The organism is Oleiphilus sp. HI0066 (assembly GCF_001635725.1).
Map to the genome: position 1 here is coordinate 1 of NZ_LWFH01001778.1, position 2837 is coordinate 2837.

Annotated in this window: 3 protein-coding genes; all 3 read left to right on the top strand. The window is 45.2% G+C overall.

Going from position 1 to position 2837, the window contains the following annotated elements; genetic code table 11:
* Positions 1–64: 64 nt before the first annotated feature.
* A complete protein-coding gene (locus tag A3738_RS27660) occupies positions 65–1048 on the top strand; it encodes a DUF4040 domain-containing protein (protein WP_082878464.1) in 984 nt (327 codons plus the stop codon).
* Positions 1045–1401, top strand: a complete 357-nt coding sequence (locus tag A3738_RS27665) for a cation:proton antiporter subunit C (protein ID WP_068473104.1) — start codon at positions 1045–1047, stop codon at positions 1399–1401. The genes A3738_RS27660 and A3738_RS27665 overlap by 4 nt, the downstream gene beginning before the upstream one ends.
* A partial coding sequence (locus A3738_RS27670) for a monovalent cation/H+ antiporter subunit D family protein (protein WP_068763996.1) occupies positions 1401–2837 on the top strand: 1437 nt, incomplete at its 3' end. The genes A3738_RS27665 and A3738_RS27670, both read left to right, overlap by 1 nt.

Sequence of the window (2837 nt, forward strand, 5' to 3'; positions counted from 1 at the left end):
CGCGCCATGGTGGTTTGCTAACTATTCCTGAGTGCCAAGAAAAGGCCAAGGACGGAGTGAGCTAATGACTATTTTAATAGACCTCATTCTTCTCGCGATGCTCGTGATCACCGCATTTCGCATCATCTATATTAAAGATTTGTTTTCTGTCGTGATGCTCTTTGGTATATACAGTTTTCTATGTGCGGCCTTGTTTGTAACTCTTGATGCCGTTGATGTTGCGTTTACTGAAGCGTCCGTTGGCGCGGGTATCTCTACCGTATTAATGCTAAGTACGATTGCTATTACGGGCCGTAAAGAAAAACTCAGTTTACATAGTCATACCTTTGCGACCTTAATCGTTCTTTTAACTGGTGGTGCGCTGATATACGGGACGTTTGATATGCCCCTCTTTGGTTTAGCAGATAACCCTGTGCATGAGCACGTTGCGCCGCGCTACATTGAGACATCACCGACAGAGATTGGTCTTCCTAATATGGTGACCTCGGTCCTAGCTAGTTATCGTGGCTTTGACACCTTTGGCGAGACAGTTGTTGTATTTGCAGCGGCGATTGGCGTATTCAGTTTATTAGGTGTGCGCGGGAAACCAACGGAACTCCTTGCGCAAGAACAAGGCCTTACCCAGCATAAAGTGCTACGCGTGGTTGCGAAAATCTCTATTCCCCTAATCATCTTGTTTGCCCTCTACGTTCAATTTCATGGTGACTTTGGTCCAGGCGGTGGATTTCAGGCAGGAGTTATCGCTGCTGCAGCATTTATTCTTTACGCCCTCACCTTTAGCTTAAGAAAAGCCGTTGGAGTTGTAAGTCCACGATTTGTTAAGTATCTAGCTCCAGTGGGCGTTTTGCTATACGCATCTGTTGGTCTTGTGAGCATGTTGAACGGTGCAAATTTTTTAGACTACAACGTGCTCGCAGCGGACCCAGTAGATGGTCAGCATTACGGCATAATCATTATCGAACTCGGTGTTGGTATTACTGTTTTCTCTGTCATGCTTGGGATTTTCTACGCCTTTGCAGGCCAAGTTGAAAAGGCAAATGTTCAATGAGCTTAATCTTCGAACACTTCAATCATTGGGTCGTTGTTATTTTGATGATGATCGGTCTGTATATCGTTATCACAGCTAATAACCTCGTTAAGAAAGTGGTTGGCCTGAATATTTTTCAGAGCGCTGTATTTTTAATGTACATCACCATGGGAAAGGTTGTTGGTGGCACGGCTCCAATCTTAGCGGAAGGTGTGACGCAATATTCCAATCCTCTCCCTCACGTATTGATCTTGACGGCAATTGTCGTAGGTGTAGCCACAACAGCCGTGGGTTTGTCATTAGTCCTTAGAATAAAAAGCGCTTACGGAACGATTGAAGAAAATGAGTTCCAGAACAAGGAAGATGTTATCTAATGTTTGAACAACACTTAGCGGTTCTACCTGTATTGTTGCCGTTAATCGCTGCGCCACTGGTCGTATTAATAAATAAACCGCGAGCGGCCTGGTTACTTTCTACTCTTTTCGTCGGTGCATGCGTTTATATCTCTTTCGGTCTAGTGTCCGCGACAATGGATGGAGGCGCGCTTCGATACGCACTCGGCGGTTGGGAGCCACCTTGGGGTATTGAAATGCGTGTTGATTCGGCCAACGCATTTGTATTGCTAACGGTTAGTGTGATCGCCACACTTGTATTACTCTTCGCAAAAGAGAGCATTGCTAGTGAAGTTGCTCACAAGCAATTACCTCTGTTTTACAGCGCTTATTTGTTGTGTCTTGCTGGACTCTCAGGAATCCTAATTACTGGCGATGCATTTAACTTATTCGTCTTTTTAGAAATTTCTTCTCTTGCTACCTACACCCTAGTTAGTTTGGCCGCCGACAGGCGTTGCTTAACGGCTGCATTCCGCTATTTAGTCATGGGCACAATCGGTGCAACCTTTATATTGATCGGTGTCGGAATGCTCTATATGAAGACCGGCACACTCAATATGCTTGACCTTGCCGAGAGGATTCAGGCGGTTGAAAGTCACCGAACAATCAATACGGGCCTTGCGTTCATCATGGTTGGCGTGAGTATTAAGCTCGCACTATTTCCTCTGCATATGTGGCTTCCTGCTGCGTATTCGTTTGCACCGTCAGCTGTAACGGCATTCTTGGCAGGCACGGCTACTAAAGTCGCGATTTATGTCATGTTGCGATTTGTCTTTACTATTTTTGGTGCGGGTTACGTATTTGAACAAATGAACATGGAGATCATTGTTTTGGTTCTTGCGTTAGCCGGTATTTTTCAATGTTCTTTCGTCGCGACCACACAAAGTAATATAAAAACATTGCTAGCATATAGTAGTGTTGCGCAAGTGGGCTACATTATTCTCGGCGTCTCGTTGGTTTCTCTGACAGGCTTGACCGCTTCCCTTCTTCATATCTTTAACCATGCATTAATGAAAGCAGCCTTGTTTATGGCGGTGGGTGCTGTCTTTTATCGCATGGGCTCTGTGCAGATCACAGCGTTCCAAGGTTTAGGTCGTCGCATGCCCTGGACTATGAGTGCATTTACGATCGCAGGCTTAAGTATTATTGGTGTACCTCTAACAGTAGGCTTCATTAGCAAGTGGTACTTAGTGACTGCTGCGCTTGAACAAGGCAATTGGCTTGTTGCATTCTTAGTGCTCGTTGCCTCTTTATTCGCAGTGGTATACATAGGTAAGGTAATCGAGGCGGCTTATTTTAAGGAGCCTAGTGAAGACGCTGACGCTACGAAGATCAAGGAAGTGCCTGTGAGCATGCTTATTCCGATGTGGCTACTTGTCTTGGCTAATATTTATTTTGGTATCGACACCTCTTTGACA

Coding starts and splice junctions, on each gene's coding strand:
- A3738_RS27665 (WP_068473104.1), top strand. CDS start 1,045: ATGAGCTTAATCTTCGAACACTTCAATCATTGGGTCGTTGTTATTTTG.
- A3738_RS27660 (WP_082878464.1), top strand. CDS start 65: ATGACTATTTTAATAGACCTCATTCTTCTCGCGATGCTCGTGATCACC.